Raw genomic sequence first — 17,925 nt, 5'->3', positions numbered from 1 at the left:
GCGATCTCCCCTGTCGGATGCACGGCTCGGCCGTGGTGTCGATGGAGCGGCGGGGCCGTGGTGTCGTCCACGGCTACCAGCCGAAGTTCTGGGTCCAGTACCAGCCGTCGGTGGCCAGGCCCACGCCGATCGTGGTGAACTCGCAGTTCAGGATGTTGCGGCGGTGGCCGTCGGAGTTCATCCACGCCTTCATGACCGCCTCGGGCGTGCGCTGGCCCTTGGCGATGTTCTCGCCGCCCGGGGCGGGGTGGCCCGCCGCGCGCATCCGGGCGGCGAAGTCCACGCCCTCCGGCGTGTCGTGCGAGAAGTAGTCGCGGGCCGCCATGTCGTCGCTGTGGCCCTGGGCGGACTTCACGGCCCGCTCGTCGACCGCCAGCGCGGCGCAGCCGGCGGCGGCGCGTGCCTCGTTCGCGAGGTCCACGACCCGCTGCGCCCCGGACGCCGGCGGCACCTCCGCGGCGGTGGTCGTGGTCGTCGTGGTGGGCGCCGCGGTCGTGGTGGTCGTCGTGGTCTCGGTCGTGGTGGTGGTCGTGGTCGTTCCGGTGGTCGTGGTGGCGGGCGGCGCGGTCGTCGTGGGCGCGGTCGCGGTCGGCTCGGGGGAGCCCGCGGGCATCCCGACCCCGCCGACACCGCCGACGCCCGTGTTGTCGCCGTGGGCCCGCTGTGCTGTGGTGGGCGCGACGAACGGGGCGAGCTGTTCGGGGCCGGCGAAGGCCACACCGGTCGCACCGGCGGCTCCGAGGAGCAATCCGACGAGTCCGCCCATGACGGATCGGTTACCGCGCCGTGCAGTCACGGTCGCGCACCGTACCACTAACGGGTGAAATGTCGGGATGGTTGGAGTGACTGGAGCAGAGCGGGCGGTACGCCTCACCGCCTGGGTGCGCGGGCACGTGCAGGGCGTCGGATTCCGGTGGTGGACCCGTGCCAGGGCGCTTGAGCTGGGACTTGTCGGCAGCGCGTCGAACCTGCGTGACGGGCGGGTCGAGGTCAACGCCGAGGGGACCGAGGAGGCGTGCCGTTCGCTGCTGGACGCGCTGCGTTCCGGGCGTACCCCCGGTCGGGTGGACTCAGTAGTGGAACGCTGGTCGGAGGCCCGCGGCGGCCTGACCGGTTTCGTGGAGCGCTGACCGCCCTCCCCTCGGCGCGGGTCGGAGGTGATCGCGGCAGGTCAGCGCGTCCGCCACGGGATCGGGTGGCGCACGGGTAGGCTGCCCCGGTGCACCTCAAGAGCCTGACGCTGAAGGGCTTCAAGTCCTTCGCCTCGGCTACCACGCTGCGCTTCGAGCCGGGCATCACGTGCGTCGTCGGCCCGAACGGGTCCGGCAAGTCCAACGTGCTCGACGCGCTCCGCTGGGTGATGGGCACGCAGGGCGCGAAGGACCTGCGCGGCGGCAAGATGGAGGACGTCATCTTCGCCGGCACCTCCGGTCGCGCGCCGCTCGGGCGCGCCGAGGTGACGCTGACCATCGACAACGCCGACGGCATGCTGCCGATCGAGTACACCGAGGTGTCGATCACCCGCCGGATGTTCCGCGAGGGCGCGACCGAGTACGAGATCAACGGCAGCTCGTGCCGCCTGATGGACATCCAGGAGCTGCTGTCGGACTCCGGCATCGGCCGCGAGATGCACGTGATCGTCGGCCAGGGCCAGCTCGCCGCGATCCTGGAGTCCAAGCCCGAGGAGCGGCGGGCGTTCGTCGAGGAGGCCGCCGGCGTCCTCAAGCACCGCAAGCGCAAGGAGAAGGCGCTGCGGAAGCTGGAGGCGATGCAGGCGAACCTGACCCGCCTCACCGACCTCACCGCCGAGCTGCGCCGCCAGCTCAAACCGCTGGGCAAGCAGGCCGAGATCGCGCGCCGGGCCCAGGTCGTGCAGTCCGAGCTGCGGGACGCGCGGATGCGCCTGCTGGCCGACGACCTCGTGACGCGGCGCGCGGCGCTGGCCCGCGAGGAGCAGGACGAGGCGGCGGCCCGCGCCCGGCGCACCGAGGTCGAGCACGCCCTCCAGCAGGCGCAGGCGCAGCAGAACGAGCTGGAGGACCAGGTCGCGGCCGACGCGCCGAAGCTCCAGCGCGCCCAGGACACCTGGTACCGGCTGTCGGCGCTGGAGGAGCGGCTGCGCGGCACGGTGCGGCTGGCCGTGGAACGCGAACGGCACCTGTCGGCGGCCGTCGACGCGCCGCGCGGCGGGCGCGACCCGGACGAGCTGGAGGCCGAGGCCGAGCAGACGGCGTTGCTGGAGCAGGAACTCCAGGACGGCGTGACGGAGGCCCGCGTCGGCCTGGCGGAGGCCGTGGAGACGCGGGCCGAGCTGGAGCGCGTGGTGTCGGCGGCGGAGCAGGCGCACCTCGCGGCCGTGCGGGCGATCGCCGACCGGCGCGAGGGCCTGGCCCGGCTGTCCGGGCAGGTGGAGGCGTTGCGGTCGAAGACGTCCGCGACCGCCGAGGAGATCGAGCGGATGTCGGTCGCGCTGGCGGAGGCGGTGGAGCGCGCCGAGGTGGCGGCGGCGGAGCTGGCCGAGGCGCGCGAGGTCACCGGCACCGAGGACGAGGACGACGTCGGGCTCGACGAGCGGCACCGGCTCGCGGTGGAGGCGGACGCCGCCGCCCGCGGCCGGGTGGAGGAGCTGGTCAGGGCCGAGCGGACCGCCGAGCGGGACATCGCGTCGTGGCGGGCCAGGGTCGACGCCCTCTCGCTCGGCCTGACCCGCAAGGACGGCGCGGGCGCGCTGCTGGCGTCCCGGCTGCCCGGCCTGCTCGGGTCCGTCGCCGCGCTGCTCACCGTCGAGCCGGGGTACGAGGTGGCGCTGGCGGCGGCGCTGGGACCGGTCGCCGACGCGGTGGCCGTGGCGTCCGGGCAGGACGCGGTGGCCGCCCTGGAGCTGCTGAAGGAGCAGGACGCCGGCCGGGCGGGGGTGCTCATCGGCGACGCCGCGCCCGTCGCGCCGCCGCCCGCGCCGCCCGCCCTGCCGGACGGCGCGCGGTGGGCGGTCGGACTCGTGCAGGCGCCCGAGGCGCTGCGCCCCGCCCTGCACCGGGCCCTGGACCGGTTGGCCGTGGTGGACGACCTGGCCACCGCGCGGGCGCTGGTCGAGGCGGACCCCGGCCTGCGGGCCGTGACCCGCGAGGGCGACGTCCTCGGCGCGGACTGGGCGGTCGGCGGTTCCGGGCGCAGCCAGAGCGTGATCGAGGTGCAGGCGGCCGTGGACGAGGCGGCCGAGCGGCTCGCGCTCGCCGAACGGGCGCTGGAGCGGTCGGCGGCGGCGCTGGAGGGCGCGCGTGCCGAGCAGCAGGCGCGGCGCACCGAGGTCAACGCCCTGAAGGAGCAGCTCAACGAGGCCAAGGTGCGGCGTGCCCGGTCCTCGGAACGGCTCAACCGGCTCGCGGCGGCCGTGCGGTCGGCGGAGGCCGAGGTCGAGCGCGTGCGCGCGCAGCGGGCGAAGGTCGAGGCGGCGCGCGAGGAGAACCTGCTCAAGCTGGGCGAGCTGGAGGAGCGCCTCCTGGTCGCCGAGGAGCAGCCGCTGGAGGACGAGCCGGACACCGCGCAGCGCGACCAGGCCGCCGCCGAGCTGGCCGCCGCGCGCCAGGGCGAGGTCGACGCCCGGCTGCACCTGCGGACCGCCGAGGAGCGGGCGCGGGCGTTGCAGGGCAAGGCGGACGGGCTGCGCCGGGCGGCGCGGGCGGAGCGGGAGGCGCGCGAACGCGCCCAGCGCGCCCACGCGGCCCGTGCTCGCGGCGCCGTCGTGGCGAAGGCCGTCGTCCGGGGCGGCGAGGTCGCGCTGGAGCGGATCGCCGAGTCCCTCGCGCGGGCCGCGCGGGAGCGCGACGTCGCGCAGGAGCGCAAGGCGCAGCGCGAGACCTACCTGGTCCAGGTGCGCAACCTGGTCCGGGAGATGTCGGTCGAGCTGGAGAAGCTGACCGACGCCGTGCACCGGGACGAGGTGCTGCGCGCGGAGCAGCGGCTGCGCATCGAGCAGCTGGAGGCCAAGGTCGCCGAGGACTTCGGCATCGGCCTGGACGACCTGGTCGCCGAGTACGGGCCCGACGTGCGCATCCCGCCGTCGCCCGCCGAGATCGCCGAGTACGAGGCCGCGAAGGAACGCGGCGAGGCCGTCACCGCGCCGCAGCCGATCCCGTACGACCGGGAGACCCAGGCGCGGCGGGCCAAGCGCGCCGAGCGCGACCTGTCGCTGCTGGGCAAGGTCAACCCGCTGGCGCTGGAGGAGTTCGCGGCGCTGGAGGAGCGGTACAAGTTCCTGTCCAACCAGCTGGAGGACATCAAGGCCACGCGGCGCGACCTGCTGACCGTCGTGAAGGAGGTCGACGACAAGATCCTGGAGGTCTTCACGTCGGCCTACGAGGACGTGGCGCGCGAGTTCGAGGTCGTGTTCAAGGTCCTGTTCCCCGGTGGCGAGGGCCGGCTGGTGCTGACCGAGCCCGACGACATGCTGACCACCGGCATCGAGCTGGAGGCCCGGCCGCCGGGCAAGAAGGTCAAGCGGCTGTCGCTGCTGTCCGGTGGCGAGAAGTCGCTGGCGGCGGTGGCGATGCTGGTGGCGATCTTCCGGGCGCGGCCGTCGCCGTTCTACGTGATGGACGAGGTCGAGGCGGCCCTGGACGACACCAACCTGCACCGCCTGATCGGCCTGTTCGAGCAGTTGCGGGAGCGGTCGCAGCTGCTGATCATCACGCACCAGAAGCCGACGATGGAGATCGCGGACGCGTTGTACGGCGTGTCGATGCGGGGTGACGGCATCAGCCAGGTCATCTCGCAGCGCCTGCGGGGGCGGGAGAACCTGCGGCCCGCCGCGCCGGCCGGGGATGCGGGCGCTGGTGCGGCCGGGTCCGGTGTGGTCGGGTCGGCTGCCGGCGCGGTGGGATCGGGTGCGGTGGGATCGGGTGCGGGAGCCGCCGGGTCGAGCGCCGGCGCGGATGGGGACGGGCGGGCGGAGTCCTAGTCGCGGCGGGTCGCAACCCGTTCGACGGGGTGCCGTGCCGGGGGTGGTCGGGCGCCGGGGTTTCCGAAGCCGCGTGGCCTCCGGCCCCCGAGTCCATTGTCCCACGGGCCACCGACAAAACGGTGGGGCGGTGCTCGGCGGGCTGCTCGCCCTTGCGGCGTCGGCGTGGTTCGGGTGTGGCCTCCGGCCCCCGGTTCCATTGTCCCACGCGGCACCGACAGAGCGGGGTTCGCGGCCGCGCGGGTCAGTGGCGGTGGGCGTCCAGGGCGGCCGCTTCCTCCGGGGTCGGCGCGGTGCCGCCGAGGTGCGCCGGGTGCCACCACTGGCCTTCGCCGGGCTCCGGGTAGCGGGACTGTGCCTCGTCGAGCAGCTCCTGCATCCGGGCGCGCAGGGCCTCGTCGGTGGTCGGCTCGATCGGCTCGCCGACGACGACCGTCACCGGCACGTGCCGCCGCGTCAGGCTCTTGGGCCGGCCCTTCGTCCACAGCCGCTGGGTGCCCCACACCGCGGTCGGCAGGAGCGGCACGCCGGCCTCGGCGGCCAGGCGCACCGCTCCGCTCTTGACGTCCTTGACGGTGAACGACCGGCTGATGGTGGCCTCCGGGAAGATGCCGACCACCTCACCGGCCCGCAGCGCGGCCAGCGCCCGCTGGTAGGACTCCTGCCCCGCCGAGCGGTCCACGGGGATGTGGCGCATCCCACGCATGAGGGGCCCGGAGACCCGGTGCTCGAACACCTCGTGCTTGGCCATGAACCGGACCAGGCGGCGGGACGGCAACGCCCCGCGGCCCGCGAAGATGAAGTCCAGGTAGCTGACGTGGTTGCTCGCCAACACGGCCCCGCCGGTGATCGGCACGTGACGCGCCCCGTCCACCGTGATGCGGAGATCGAGCACGCGGAACAGGAGCTTGGCCGCGGCGATCACCGACGGGTACACGCGTTCTGGCATGACGCCAACGGTACGCTACTGGCGGGTAACCGTGCCTTCGTGCTTCCGGACGACGCGCGGCACACCGGCCAGGTCCTCGTCGTTGCACAACAACTTGAGGTTGTAGTACGGCGAACCCTTCGTGTCGTCGTAGTCCAGGTGGACCGCGATGACGTCGACCGGCTCGCCCAGCCAGTCCTGGGTCTGCCGCAACCACGAGGACGCCCGCGCCAGCGCGCTGGGCAGATCGTCGTCCCGGAATTCGACCGGCCGGTAGGGGACCTCCTGCACCTGGTCCCGCTGGTTGGCAGGCATCGGCAGGTCTACCGCCACCCCGCTGTCGTTGAGTTCGAGTTGGATCGTTTCCTCACTCACGCCTTGAGGGTCCACCACCCCGGGGCCCGCGGCAAGAGATACCCCTCGGCGGGCGGGCGCGGTTCGCCCGCCGGCGTGGCGCGCGGCGACGGCACGCGCCACGCGACGTCCCTGGTCAGGTCGCCGGCGCGCGGGTCGGAAAACTCCCTCGCGCCGGGCTGGCCCCGCGAGTGACTATTCCGGCATGTATGACATCCGTTTCGCCGAACCTGACGACTTCGCCGAGGTGCCGGCGCTGCTCGTCCGGCTCCAGGCCGACGCCGCGCACCACATCGGCTACCTCGGTGAGACGCTCGGCGAGCTGACCGAGGAACTGGCCGAGTTCGAACCCGACTGGCCCTCGTGCACGGTGGTCGCCACCGACGACTCCGGCCGCCTGTGCGGTGTGCTCAGCGTCGAGGTGGACACCGAGCTGAACCGGGTGTTCCTGCACGGCCCGTTCGTGGACGTGCCGGTGAACCACCCGGCGGGCAGCCGGATCTGGGACCAGACCGCCGACGCGCTGTACGCGCACGCCGCGCCGCTGCTGCGCGGCATCGTCGACCGCGAGGTGTACGGCCACACCGAGCACCGCAGGCTGGCGGCGTTCGCGCGGCGCCACGGCTTCACCGCCGGCCGCGCCAGCGGTATCCACGTGCTCGACGGCGACGGCCTGCGCGGTCTGCTGCTGCGCGAGGCGAGCTGCCCCCGCACCGGGCCGGCGCGGGAGATGCGCGTGCTGCCGACGGACTCGGCCGTGCACCAGGCGGTGGCCGTGCTGCACGAGCGGTGCTTCCCCAAGACCTACCTGTCCGGCCGCAAGCTCGTGGACGGCACCGGCAAGCACACGGTGGTCGTGGCGATGGACGGCGACTCCGTGCTCGGGTACGCGGCGGGCAAGGCCGAGCCGGGCGAGTACTACCTCGACTTCGTCGCGGTGGAGCCCGGCGTGCGCGGCGCGGGCGTCGGCTCGGCGCTGGTCACCGAGCTGGTGTGGAAGCTCGCCGAGCGGTTCGGCGCCCGGCCGCAGGCCGCCGCGTCGATCCTGGTGGGCAACACCTCGTCCCGGCGCATGTTCGACCGCCTCGGGTTCCGCCTGCACCTGGAACTGGTGGCGTACCGGGCGGCCTGAGGTCGCCGCGGGGGCCGTCCGGGCGCGGGTGACGGCCCCCGGCGACGGTCACGCGACCCCGGCGACCGGCACGAGGCCCGGTGACCGGGCACGGGTACCCGGGGACGTCACGCCGCCCCGGTGCGCGCCGCGACGTCGACCTCCGGCGGGTCGCCCTTGTGCCGCAGCGCCAGCAACCCGCCCACGACCAGCGTCACCAGCACGCCCATCGGCGTGTACCACGGGTACGCCAGCGCCTTCGAGGTCGTCGTCGCCGCCGAGAAGTCGATCACCACCGACGCCTCCGGCCCGACGAACTTCACGCCCAGGATCACGAACGCCATCACCGCGACCGTCGTCACGAACGCCACCACCGCGTCGGCCTGCCGCGCGCCGCGGAACAGCAGGCCCAGCAGGAACGCGCCGAGCAGCGCGCCGTAGGTGAACCCGGCGATGGACAGGCCCTGCTCCACGATGGGGTTCCCGCGCCGGGTGAACGACGCGAACAACCCCGCGCACACCACCAGCAGGCCGGCCCACACCACGGTCCAGATCCGGCCCTGCCGGAGCACCTCCGCCTCGCTCAGCGGCCGCCGCACCACCCGCTGGTACACGTCCGCCACCGTCGAGGACGCCAGCGCGCCCAGCGACGACGACAGCGCCGCCGCCAGGATGCCCGCCATCACGAACCCGGACAGCCCCGGCGGCATGTCGCGCACGATGAAGTGCGCGAACAGCTCGTCGCCGTTGTTCAGCTTCAGGTCCTCGACCGGCCGCGCCCCCCGGTAGAACGCCCACAGCAGCACGCCGATGACCAGGAACAGCGCGAACTGGAGGAACACCACGACACCGCTGGCGACGAGCGCCTTCCGCGCCGCCCGCACGTCCTTGGTCGCCATCAGCCGCTGCACGACCAACTGGTCCGCGCCGTGCGACGCCATCGACAGCACCGCGCCGCCGACGAACGCCGTCAGGACCGCGTACTGCGAGGTGAGCGGGTTGGCGGCGAAGTCGAGGACCTGGAACTTCCCGGCGTCCGCGGCGGAGGCGAACCACCCGTCGGGCAGCTTCCCCGACAGCACCGCGATCACCACCGCCGCGCCCAGCACGTACCAGAGCATCTGGATCGCGTCGACCCACACCACCGCCCGCACGCCGCCCAGGAAGCTGTACACGACCATCGCCAGGCCGAGCACGGCCACGATCAGCCAGTAGGACGCGTCCACCCCGTAGGCCAGGAGCACGACCTTGACCGGGATGGCGGTGGCGAACAGCCGCAGCCCGTCCGCGAGCAGCCGCGTGACCAGGAACGTCACCGACGCCGTGCCCTGGAGCCCGCCGCCGAACCGCTCGCCGAGGAACCCGTACGCCGTGACCAGCTCGCCCGCGACGTACTTGGGCAGCAGCACGAACGACACCACGACCCGCCCGAGCAGGTACCCGATCGACAGCGACAGGAAGGTCATCGTCCCGCCGTACGCGATGGTCGGCACGGACAGCACGGTCAGCGTCGACGTCTCCGCCGACACCACCGACACGCACACCACCCACCACGGGATGCGCCGCTCGCTGACGAAGTAGTCCGTCGCGGAGCGCTGCCGCCCGCCGATCCACACCCCCAGCAACGGCATCCCCGCCAGGAACAGCACGATGATCGCGAGGTCAAGCGCGCGCACGGTGTCCTCCAATCCGGAGCCCGGTGACGGGGGCGCCCGCGGGTTCGGGCAGGCGCAGGGGCGCCCGGCCGGGTGTGATCGAGCCGAGCAGGCGCGGTCCGGTCGCGCCGGTGGCGGCGGGCACGTTGGCGGGCAGCCCGTGCCAGGTCAAGAAGCCCAGCAGGGCGGCCAGGTACGCCTCCTTGCCGTCGGCCGGCAGGCCCAGGTCGTCGCTGCGGCGCAGGTCCACCCGCCTGCGCAACGAGTCGACGAGGACGGGGTTGCGCATCCCGCCGCCCGACCCGATCACGGTCGACGCGCCGGCGCACGCGTCGGCGACGGTGCGGGCGGTCAGCTCGGTGAGCGTGGCCAGCAGGTCCTCGGCGGGCATGACCAGGCCGTCGGTCACGCGGTCGAGGTACGCGCGGTCGAAGTGCTCCTTGCCGGTGGACTTCGGCGCGGGCCGCGCGTAGTAGGGGTCGGCGAGCAGCCGGTCGAGCAGTTCGGCGTGCACGTGGCCGCGCGCGGCGAACTCGCCGTCGACGTCGTGCGTGCGCAGGCCGCCGGACAGCGCGGTCATCGCGGCGTCCATCAGCGCGTTGCCCGGACCGGTGTCGCAGGCGAGCACGCCGTCGGGCGTGATCCGGGTGATGTTCGCGATGCCGCCGACGTTCAGCGCGACGGCCCCCGGCAGCTCGGCGAGCCACAGCGCGTCCAGCGTGCTCGCGAGCGGCGCGCCGTGGCCGCCGGCGGCGACGTCCCGGACCCGGAAGTCGGCGACCACCGGCAGCCCGGTGGCCTCGGCGATCCACGCGGGCGCGCCGACCTGGAGCGTGCCCAGGCAGCGGCCGTCCGCCACCCAGTGGTGCGCCGTCTGGCCGAGGGAGGCGACGAGGTCCGCCGCGTGCGGCCGGGCCGCCTCGGCGAACGCCTGGCCCAGGCGGGTGTCCAGCACGCACAGGTCGCGCGCGTCGGCGGGCGGTGCGCGCAGCTCGGGCGGGAACGGGTGCTCGCCGTGCGCGACGGGGGTCAGGACGACGACCGGGCCGTCCAGGGTGAAGTCGCCGACCGCCACGTCGATGGCGTCCATCGACGTCCCCGAGATCAACCCGATCACCCGCACGCCTGTGTCCTATTCCACAGCGCGCTCCGAGCGCAAGGGTTTTGGTTGGAAAGTAGCCGGAAATCAATATTGTTCGTTGATTGGTGACAAGTCGTGGCGTGCGAGGATTGGGGCGTGTCCACCGAGCTCCTGATCTGGATCGTCGTCGTCGTCGCGGCACTGCTCGCGGTCGCCCTCGTCACCGGTGTCGTGCTGGCCAAGCGCAGGCGGATCAGCCTGTCCGAGCCCGAGCGGCCCAAGCCGGTCGCGGGCGGCTACCAGGCGGGTGGCGGTGTCACGTTCGCCGCGCCCGAGCGCGTGGCCGAGCCGGTGAAGCCGGCCGAGCCGGGGGACACGGTCGAGCCCGCGGCGCGGCCCGTCGAGCCACCCGTCGAGCCGCCTGCCCAGCGCGCCGCGCCGGTGGCCGAACCGCCGCCGGCCGCCGAGCCCGCGGCCCCGGCCCGGCCCGAGGAGCGACCGGGCACGGCGCCCGCGGCCCCGCCGGCCGCCGAGGCCCCGACCGCGCCCGAGCCCGTGCGGCACCCGGTCGCCGACCGCACCGAGGTGGACGGCCAGCCCGGTGTCGGCGACGACGCGGCCGTGCCGCGCGACTCGGTCAAGCGCGGCTTCGTCGAGGTGCCGCTGCCCGAAGAGGCGTCCGAGATCGAGGAGATCGAGCCGACGGCCGGCCGGCTGGAACGGCTGCGCGGCAAGCTCTCCCGGTCCCGCTCCACGTTCGGCCAGGGCCTGCTCGGCCTGCTCGGCGCGGGCGACCTGGACGAGGACTCGTGGACCGACGTCGAGGACACGCTGCTGCTGGCCGACCTCGGCGCGAACGTCACCGACCAGGTCGTGGCGGCGCTGCGGGAGCGGATCGCCGCCCGCGGCGTGCGCTCGTCCGACGACGCCCGCGCGCTGCTGCGCGAGGTGCTGATCGGCGCGCTGCACCCCGAGCTGGACCGCGCGGTGCACGCCCTGCCGCACTCCGGCAAGCCCGCCGTGGTGCTGGTCGTGGGCGTGAACGGCGTCGGCAAGACCACGACCACCGGCAAGCTGGCCCGCGTGCTCGTCGCCGACGGCCGCACCGTGCTCCTGGGCGCGGCGGACACCTTCCGCGCCGCCGCCGCCGACCAGCTGGCGACGTGGGGCTCGCGCGTCGGCGCGCACACCGTGCGCGGCGCGGAGGGCGCGGACCCGGCGTCCGTGGCGTTCGAGGCGGTCAAGCAGGGCGTGCAGGAGGGCGTCGACACGGTCCTGATCGACACCGCCGGCCGCCTGCACACCAAGACCGGCCTGATGGACGAGCTGGGCAAGGTCAAGCGCGTGGTCGAGAAGCAGGCCGCGGTGGACGAGGTGCTGCTCGTGCTCGACGCCACCACCGGCCAGAACGGCCTCACCCAGGCCCGCGTGTTCGCCGAGGTGGTCGACGTGACCGGCATCGTGCTGACCAAGCTGGACGGCACCGCCAAGGGCGGCATCGTGTTCCAGGTCCAGCGGGAGCTGGGCGTGCCGGTGAAGCTCGTCGGCCTCGGCGAGGGCGCGGACCACCTGGCCCCGTTCGAGCCGGCCGCGTTCGTGGACGCCCTGCTGGGCTGACCACCGGCCGGGCGACCGGCGCGGGCCGGCTCACGCGTCGGCGCAGCGGTGCCAGCACTCCTTGACCTGCCGCTGGGCCGGGAGCACGTGGTAGTGCAGCGGTTCGAGCGCCGACCGCACCACGTAGGACGGCCCGGCGGCGCGCTCGCGCCGCACCACGTGCCGCAGGCGCCCGGACGACGGCTCCCGCCACCCGTCGTCCCGGTTCGTCGCCCGCACCCGCGCGCCCGGGTAGGCGCGGCGGTACTCCGCGATCAGGTCCACCAGCCACTGCACGCGGTCGGCCGGCTCGTCCGCGGGCACCGGGTCCAGCTCCGCGCCGTCGCTCCACCGGCCCACCACCCGGCGGTCGTCCCAGTGCAGGGTCAGGGTGCGGCCCTCATGCGTCGTTCCCACGCCGGAGATCTTCGCCCGCCCGTCCCGGCCCGGTCCTGCGGGGTCAGCCGATCGTGTGACAGCGGGTCACGCGAGGGTGGCCCGGTCGGACAGCCGGCGGGCGACCGCGACCATCTCGGGCACGATCCGGTGGACGGCCTCCTCGGTCAGCCGCCCCTCCGGCCCGGACACCGACACCGCCGCCCGCGCCGGCGCGCCCGGCAGCGGAACCGCGATGCAGCGCACGCCCAGCTCCTGCTCGCCCTCGTCCAGCGCGTACCCCCGCTCGGCGATCCGGTCCAGCGCCGCCAGCAGCTCGCCCACGTCGGTGATGGTGTTGGGCGTCACGGCGGGCAGGCCGGTCCGCGCCAGCAGCGCCCGCGCCTCCGCGCGCGGCAACTGGGCCAGGATCGCCTTGCCCACGCCCGTGCCGTGCGGCAGGACCCGCCTGCCGACCTCGGTGAACATCCGCATCGAGTGCCGGGACGGCACCTGCGCGACGTACACCACCTCGTCGCCGTCCAGCACGGCCAGGTTCGCGGTCTCCTCCACCACCTCGACCAGCTCCGCCAGGAACGGCCGCGCCCACGTGCCGAACTGCCGCGACGCGCTCTCGCCGAGCCGGATCAGCCGCGACCCGAGGGCGTACCGGCGGTTGCTGTTCTGCCGCACGTACCCCAACGTGACCAGGGTGCGGATCAGCCGGTGGATGGTCGGCAGCGGCAGCCCCGACGCGGCGGCCAGCTCCGACAGGCCGGCCTCGCCACCCGCGTCGGCCAGCTTCTCCAGGAGGTCGAAGGCGCGCCGCAACGACTGGACGCCGCCCGTGGACTCCAGCGCCATCCGGTCCACCCTTCGTTGCTGTTCCGCGATGCAAAAACTATAGTCCGCACAGCAGAAGGCGTCGCCAGAGAGGTGGGCTCCCATGACCGGTATCCGCGTGCTCGGGGGCGAGGTGGACCGGGGTGCGGAGATCCTCACGCCGGACGCCCTGGAGTTCGTCGCCGGGCTGCACCGCTCGTTCGCCGCGACCAGGGACGAGCTGCTGGCCCTCCGGAAGCGGCGGCGACCGCTGTCCTTCCGGCCCGAGACCGCGCACGTCCGGGAGGGCGACTGGCGGGTCGCGGAGGCGCCCGAGCCGCTGCGCGACCGCCGCGTCGAGATCACCGGGCCCACCGAGCGGAAGATGGCGATCAACGCGCTCAACTCGGGCGCGAAGGTGTGGCTGGCCGACCTGGAGGACGCGAACACCCCGCACTGGCGCAACGTCGTCGCCGGCCAGGTCAACCTCTACGACGCCGCGCGCGGCACCATCGAGCACCGGTCGCCCGAGGGCAAGCGCTACGTGCTCGGCGACGGCCCGCGCCCGGCCATCGTCGTCCGCCCGCGCGGGTGGCACCTGCCCGAGCGGCACATCGAGGTCGACGGCGCGCCCGCCGTCGGCGCGCTGGTGGACTTCGGCCTGCACTTCTTCCACAACGCCCGGCTCGGCCGGCCGTACTACTACCTGCCGAAGCTGGAGGGCCACCGGGAAGCCCGGCTGTGGAACGACGTGTTCACCGCCGCGCAGGCCCGGCTCGGCGTACCGCACGGCACCGTCCGCGCGACCGTGCTGATCGAGACCATCCCCGCCGCGTTCGAGATGGAGGAGATCCTCTACGAGCTGCGCGACCACGCCTCGGGCCTCAACGCGGGCCGCTGGGACTACCTGTTCAGCATCATCAAGTACTTCCGCGACCAGGGCGCGGACCACGTCCTGCCGGACCGCGACAGCGTCACCATGACCGCGCCCTTCATGCGCGCCTACACCGAGCTGCTGGTGCGGACGTGCCACAAGCGCGGCGCGTTCGCGATGGGCGGCATGGCGGCGTTCATCCCGAACCGCCGCGACCCGGAGGTCACGCGGCGGGCGCTGGCGAAGGTGCGCGACGACAAGCGGCGCGAGGCCGACGACGGGTTCGACGGGAGCTGGGTGGCGCACCCCGACCTGGTCCCGGTCTGCGCGGAGGTCTTCGACGACAGGCTGGGCGACCGGCCCAACCAGCTCGACGTGCCGCGCGAGGACGTGCACGTCACCGCCGACCAGTTGCTGGACTTCGCGTCGGCGGGCGGGCAGGCGACCCGCGCGGGCGTGACCGGCGCCGTGGACGTCGGCGTGCGGTACCTGATGTCGTGGCTGGGCGGCAACGGCGCGGCGGCGATCCACAACCTGATGGAGGACGCGGCCACCGCCGAGATCTCCCGGTCCCAGCTGTGGCAGTGGGTCCACAACGGCGTCGTGCTGGACGACGGCACGCCGGTCACCGCCGACCTGGTGCGCTCGCTCCTGCGGGACACGCGGGACCGGCTCGACGGCGAGCACCTCGACCTGGCCGTGGAGCTGTTCGAGCAGGTCGCGCTGGCCGACGACTTCGTGGACTTCCTGACGCTGCCCGCGTACGAGCGGATCGCCTGACGTGCCCCGGACGTCCCTGGACCCGGCGGCCGTCGCGGCGGTCACCGCCCGGCTGGCCGACGTGGACCAGCGGGCGCCCGAGGGGCGGCAGCCCGTGCACACCTGTTACGTGCCGGCCGACCGCGTCACGTCGGACACGGTCGCCGAGTGGGGACGGCGGGCGCTGGACGCGCTGGCGGAGCACGCGCCGACGCCGGCGGACCTGGCGCGGGTGCTGGACCTGCCTGCCGCGTCCGCCGGGGTCCTGCACGCCGGGGTCCGGGCGAAGCTCGCGGCCGAACCCGTGGAGGACCTGCGGATCGACTTCGAGGACGGCTACGGCTCCCGGCCCGACGAGGACGACGACGCCGAGCGCGCCGCGCGCGTCGTGCGGGGCTGGCTCGCTGACGGCGTCGCGCCCGCCCGGTTCGGCCTGCGCGTGAAGTCCTTCGACACCAGGGCGTCGCGCGATCGCGGCATCCGCACCCTGGACGTCTTCCTGACCGCGCTCGGCGACGTGCCGCCGGGTTTCGTCATCACCTTCCCCAAGGTGACGTCGGTGGCGCAGGTGGAGGTCTTCGGCGACGTGCTGGACCTGTTCGGGTCGGACCTCCGGTTCGAGATCCAGGTCGAGACGCCGCGGTCGATCGTGGACCGGTGGGGGCGGATCGCGATCCCGACGTTCATCGAGGCGGGCCGGGGCCGGGTGACCGGGCTGCACTTCGGCACCTACGACTACACGGCGGCCTGCGGGCTGGGCGCGGCGCACCAGCACCTGGCGCACGGCGCGTGCGACTTCGCCCGGCACGTCATGCAGGTCTCGGCGGCCGGCACGGGCGTGGCCCTGTCCGACGGCTCCACGAACGCCCTGCCGGTCGGCGACCGGGTGGAACACGGCTGGCGGACCCACTACGCCCTGGTCCGGCGGTCCCTGGCGCACGGCTTCCACCAGGGCTGGGACCTCCACCCGGCGCAGCTGGTCACCCGGTACGCGGCCGTCCACGCGCACCACCGGGAGGGCGCGGAGGCCGACGCGCGCCGGCTGCGGGACTACGTGTCGCGCGCGGGCGGCGCGGTGCTGGACGAGCCGGCGACCGCGCAGGCCCTGTCGGCGTCGTTCCTCCGGGCGACGGACTGCGGCGCGCTGGACGCGGCGGAGGTCGAGCGGATGACCGGCCTGGACCTGCCTGCCCTGCGTGCCCTCGCGCGGCGGGAGCGGCCCTCCGACGACGGGTGACGCGCCCGCGCGTTCCCGATCGTTGCGGGGACGTGGTCGGGACCGCGTCCCTACGATGGGGCACTCGTTCACGAGGTGACGGGTGGTGGGCTCGGTGCGGTTGTCGTCCTTGGCCAGGAGCCACGTCGTCGTGCGGTACGACGACGAGGTGCCGAGGGCGAGGGCCGCGGTGGAGCGCGCGGACGCCGAGTACGCCGTCGTCGTGACCTCGGACGGCGTGCCGCTTGGCGTGCTGGGCAGACCGCAGCTGGCCGCGCCGGGCACGGCGACGCTGACCGCGCTGGCGGACCGCTGCCCGGTCCTGGCCGTGGTCGGCGGCGAACCCGACGAACTGCACCCGGACGAACTGGTCGACCTGGCCGACCTGGTGGTGCGCGAAGGGCTGGCGTTCGTGCTCGTCGAACGCGACGGCCTGCCGTCCGGCGTGGTGCCGCGCGCGGCGATCGAACAAGCCCTCCCGCTGGACCTGCCGGACGGTTCGGCGGTCCGCTCCGGCAACCCGGACGTCGCCGCCCTGCGGTACGTGTGCCGCAAGTGCGCGCCGCCGACGTTCCACCTGCCGCGCGCACCGGAGGGGGACGGCCGGCCGCCCCACTGCCGCCGCGTGTTCTTCCACGGCGCGATGGAGCCCGACGCCTGATGTTCGCCTCGGTGCTGCGCGAGATCACCGGGTACTTCGACAAGCGCGCCCTGGTTTCCGCGTTCTTCCCGGTGCTGGTGTTCGCGGGCGGCACCGCGGTCGTGGTGTGGACGACGCTCGCCGGTGTCGAGGGCGCGGTCCGGTCGTGGGGCGGGCGTCCCGCGACCGTGCAGCTCGGCCTGGTGCTGGGGTTCCTCGTCCTGGTGGCGTTCCTGACGTTCGTGCTGGGCACGCTGCGCGAGTGGCAGGACCGGGTGTGCCAGGGCCACTGGCCCGCGTGGGCGGCGCGGGCGCGGGAACCGCTCGCCCGTCGCCACCGCGCCGCGCGGCGGGCCCTGATCGACCGGGACGAGGCGCTGCGCGAGCGCGAGGAGGCGCTGGCCGCCGAGCGGGCCGCCTGGCCCGACCCGGCCGACGCGACGCCCGGCACGCTGACCGAGGAGGCCGCCCGCTCGGCGTTCGACCGGCTCGACGCCCTGCCCGCGCAGCACCCGCCGACGTGGCCGGGCGGCACGGCCGCCGTCCTCGCCGACCTGGTGCGCGGCGTCCGCGCCGACACCGAGGAGCGGGTGGGCGCGGTGACCGGGCTGGTGCGCCGGCTCGACGCGCACCTGTCGGTGGTGGAGCAGGACGTCCGCGACCGGCGGGCCGAGGTGCAGCGGGACCTGTTCCTGCGCTACCCGCAACCGCCGGCCGACGTGTCGCCGACCGGCATGGGCAACGTGGTCCGCGCGGCCGAGCAGCACCCGTCGACCCGGTACCGGCTGGACGCGGTGGTCCTGTGGACGCGGCTGCGGACGGTGCTGCCGCAGGAGTTCGCCGACACGGTGCGCGACGCCAAGGTCTCCGTGGACCTGCTGCTGACCGTGGCGGCGTTCCTGCCGCTGTTCGGGGTGCCGCTGACGTGGTGGCTGGCGTGGCGGCTGCCGCGGGTCGAGGGCGTGGCGGCGTGGCTGACGGTCTTCGCGATCGCCGTGTGCGCCTTCGCGCTGTGCCGGGCGGCCTACCGGATGACGCCTGTGGTGCTCGCGTTGGCGGCACTGCTGGTGTGCCACACCTTCGCGGGGTTCTGGCACCCGGTGCTGCGCGGCGAGGTGGCCCTGCTGTGGACGGGAGCGCTCTTCGTCCTGTCCTACGGCCTGTACCGCAACGCGACGCACGCGATGCTGGCGTACGCCGAGCGCCTGCGGACGGCTTTCGACCTGTACCGGTGGAAGCTGTTGGAGGAGCTGCGGCTGGCGCTGCCGGACACCCTGGCGGAGGAGCGCCGGACGTGGGGCGGCCTGAGCCAGTTCCTGTACCGGGGCGGGACGACGGACCCGGACGCGATCCGGTACGCCCACCCCGATCCGGACGCTACCGCTTGAGGCGGTCGACGAACGCCGCCCACCGCTCGCCGGGGAGGTGGAGGCGCGGGCCGGCGGGGTTCTTGGAGTCGCGGACGGCCGTGCCGGCGTCCGTGAGGCGGACTTCGACGCAGGCGTTGCTGGCGGCGGCGCTGTAGCTGCTGGTGAACCAACCGGTGTCGCGGTGCAT

At 74.4% G+C, this 17,925-nt stretch carries 16 protein-coding genes; 8 read left to right on the top strand and 8 right to left on the bottom strand.

Features of this window, described 5'->3' with window-relative positions; genetic code table 11:
• Nucleotides 1-73: 73 nt before the first annotated feature.
• Nucleotides 74-766, bottom strand: a complete 693-nt coding sequence (locus C8E97_RS28865; protein ID WP_246019248.1) for a CAP domain-containing protein — start codon at nucleotides 764-766, stop codon at nucleotides 74-76.
• 67 nt (nucleotides 767-833) lie between these two features.
• Here C8E97_RS28865 and C8E97_RS28860 point away from each other — a divergent pair, with 67 nt between their 5' ends.
• Together C8E97_RS28860 and smc are read left to right on the top strand one after the other, a co-directional pair.
• Entirely contained in the window at nucleotides 834-1,130 is a 297-nt protein-coding gene (locus C8E97_RS28860; RefSeq protein WP_121008534.1) for an acylphosphatase, read from the top strand.
• Nucleotides 1,131-1,219: 89 nt separating this feature from the next.
• Complete coding sequence (smc, locus tag C8E97_RS28855; protein WP_121008533.1) at nucleotides 1,220-4,957, top strand: chromosome segregation protein SMC; 3,738 nt, start codon at nucleotides 1,220-1,222, stop codon at nucleotides 4,955-4,957.
• A gap of 244 nt (nucleotides 4,958-5,201) precedes the next feature.
• Here smc and C8E97_RS28850 read toward each other — a convergent pair whose 3' ends face one another.
• Nucleotides 5,202-5,906 (bottom strand): lysophospholipid acyltransferase family protein, encoded by a 705-nt coding sequence (locus C8E97_RS28850; protein ID WP_121008532.1) that lies wholly within the window; start codon nucleotides 5,904-5,906, stop codon nucleotides 5,202-5,204.
• 15 nt (nucleotides 5,907-5,921) lie between these two features.
• Nucleotides 5,922-6,260 carry a hypothetical protein gene (locus C8E97_RS28845; protein WP_121008531.1) on the bottom strand — a complete coding sequence of 113 codons (339 nt, stop codon included), beginning with the start codon at nucleotides 6,258-6,260 and terminating at the stop codon, nucleotides 5,922-5,924.
• Between the two features lie 184 nt (nucleotides 6,261-6,444).
• Between C8E97_RS28845 and C8E97_RS28840 the strand changes: the two genes are divergently transcribed.
• Nucleotides 6,445-7,371 (top strand): GNAT family N-acetyltransferase, encoded by a 927-nt coding sequence (locus tag C8E97_RS28840; RefSeq protein ID WP_121008530.1) that lies wholly within the window; start codon nucleotides 6,445-6,447, stop codon nucleotides 7,369-7,371.
• Between the two features lie 107 nt (nucleotides 7,372-7,478).
• Here the strand turns inward: C8E97_RS28840 and C8E97_RS28835 are convergent, their stop codons facing one another.
• The gene (locus C8E97_RS28835; protein WP_121008529.1) at nucleotides 7,479-9,026 is read right to left on the bottom strand and encodes a sodium:solute symporter; all 1,548 of its coding nucleotides are present in this window, start codon (nucleotides 9,024-9,026) and stop codon (nucleotides 7,479-7,481) included.
• A complete protein-coding gene (locus tag C8E97_RS28830; RefSeq protein WP_121008528.1) occupies nucleotides 9,013-10,128 on the bottom strand; it encodes an anhydro-N-acetylmuramic acid kinase in 1,116 nt (371 codons plus the stop codon). Before C8E97_RS28830 ends, C8E97_RS28835 begins: the two co-directional genes overlap by 14 nt.
• Before the next feature lie 114 nt (nucleotides 10,129-10,242).
• On the opposite strand from C8E97_RS28830, the gene ftsY reads away from it, so the two are divergent.
• Nucleotides 10,243-11,703 carry a signal recognition particle-docking protein FtsY gene (gene ftsY / locus C8E97_RS28825; RefSeq protein ID WP_121008527.1) on the top strand — a complete coding sequence of 487 codons (1,461 nt, stop codon included), beginning with the start codon at nucleotides 10,243-10,245 and terminating at the stop codon, nucleotides 11,701-11,703.
• 30 nt (nucleotides 11,704-11,733) lie between these two features.
• On the opposite strand, the gene C8E97_RS28820 is transcribed toward ftsY, so the two are convergent.
• Nucleotides 11,734-12,099, bottom strand: coding sequence for a hypothetical protein (locus tag C8E97_RS28820; RefSeq protein ID WP_121008526.1), 366 nt, complete (start codon nucleotides 12,097-12,099; stop codon nucleotides 11,734-11,736).
• Between the two features lie 66 nt (nucleotides 12,100-12,165).
• The gene (locus tag C8E97_RS28815; RefSeq protein ID WP_121008525.1) at nucleotides 12,166-12,921 is read right to left on the bottom strand and encodes an IclR family transcriptional regulator; all 756 of its coding nucleotides are present in this window, start codon (nucleotides 12,919-12,921) and stop codon (nucleotides 12,166-12,168) included.
• Between the two features lie 82 nt (nucleotides 12,922-13,003).
• Here C8E97_RS28815 and aceB point away from each other — a divergent pair, with 82 nt between their 5' ends.
• The 4 genes from aceB to C8E97_RS28795 all read left to right on the top strand — a co-directional run bounded on the left by aceB (nucleotide 13,004) and on the right by C8E97_RS28795 (nucleotide 17,756).
• Nucleotides 13,004-14,533: a malate synthase A gene (gene aceB, locus C8E97_RS28810; RefSeq protein WP_121008524.1), complete on the top strand. Its 1,530-nt coding sequence runs from the start codon at nucleotides 13,004-13,006 to the stop codon at nucleotides 14,531-14,533.
• 1 nt (nucleotide 14,534) lies between these two features.
• Nucleotides 14,535-15,749 carry a DUF6986 family protein gene (locus tag C8E97_RS28805; RefSeq protein WP_121008523.1) on the top strand — a complete coding sequence of 405 codons (1,215 nt, stop codon included), beginning with the start codon at nucleotides 14,535-14,537 and terminating at the stop codon, nucleotides 15,747-15,749.
• A gap of 94 nt (nucleotides 15,750-15,843) precedes the next feature.
• Nucleotides 15,844-16,389: a hypothetical protein gene (locus tag C8E97_RS28800; protein WP_147455262.1), complete on the top strand. Its 546-nt coding sequence runs from the start codon at nucleotides 15,844-15,846 to the stop codon at nucleotides 16,387-16,389.
• Nucleotides 16,389-17,756, top strand: a complete 1,368-nt coding sequence (locus C8E97_RS28795) for a hypothetical protein (protein ID WP_121008521.1) — start codon at nucleotides 16,389-16,391, stop codon at nucleotides 17,754-17,756. The genes C8E97_RS28800 and C8E97_RS28795 overlap by 1 nt, the downstream gene beginning before the upstream one ends.
• On the opposite strand, the gene C8E97_RS28790 is transcribed toward C8E97_RS28795, so the two are convergent.
• Nucleotides 17,746-17,925, bottom strand: a complete 180-nt coding sequence (locus tag C8E97_RS28790) for a DUF397 domain-containing protein (RefSeq protein ID WP_121008520.1) — start codon at nucleotides 17,923-17,925, stop codon at nucleotides 17,746-17,748. The two genes, C8E97_RS28795 and C8E97_RS28790, sit on opposite strands and share 11 nt — an antisense overlap.

Source organism: Saccharothrix australiensis (assembly GCF_003634935.1).
GTDB lineage: Bacteria > Actinomycetota > Actinomycetes > Mycobacteriales > Pseudonocardiaceae > Actinosynnema > Actinosynnema australiense.
Note: the sequence above shows the minus strand (reverse complement) of the source record. Positions and strands in the feature narration are given on the sequence as shown.